This window comes from Acidovorax cavernicola, from assembly GCF_003581445.1.
In genome coordinates this window covers 1-597 of record NZ_QXMN01000335.1, presented here as the reverse complement: position 1 = coordinate 597, position 597 = coordinate 1, and the positions used below count along the sequence as shown (strand labels likewise).

Sequence of the window (597 nt, the reverse complement as noted above, 5' to 3'; positions counted from 1 at the left end):
GTCGTGCAGCCCATGGCCAGCGCCGCGCCAATCTTGGTCAGCCCGATCAGCAGCGGATAGTTGAACGCCGTCACGGCCGCGACCACGCCCACGGGCCGGTAGGCGACGCTGCTCACGCCCGTATGCGCAGCGTTGAAGCCCAGGTGGCGCGTGCGGTCCTGCGTCGCCTGTTCGGCGAACCAGCGCAGGAAGGCCACGGGCGTGTCGATATGGTTGGACTGGAGGTTGACCGGGCTGCCGATTTCCTCGATCAGCGCGTCCATCAGCGCATCGCGGTGGGCTTCGATCAGATCGGCGAACGCCAGCAGCACGGACCTGCGCAGCGCCGGGTCCTGCCAGGCCGGGCGCTGGAATGCGCGCTTGGCCGCGAGCACCGCGGCTTCGACCTGGGCGGGCGAGGCGCCGCGAAACTCCGCAACCAGTTCTTCGGTCGCGGGATTCACCACGCGCAGCCACTCGCCGCTGCCGTCGACGTCCTGGTTGTTGATCAGCAGCCGGGTGCTGAGGTGGGTGGAAAGGGCGGAATCTGCTTTTTTGTCCATGGGACGGGTCCTTTGGCCGAAGATGAAGAGGGAAGGGGGCGGTTCAGGTCATTTC

General features: G+C 67.2%; 1 protein-coding gene. It reads right to left on the bottom strand.

Annotated elements, in window-relative coordinates:
- On the bottom strand, positions 1-542 hold a 542-nt coding region (locus D3H34_RS33505), incomplete at its 3' end, for an aldehyde dehydrogenase family protein (RefSeq protein WP_119558924.1).
- Between the last annotated feature and the right edge of the window lie 55 nt (positions 543-597).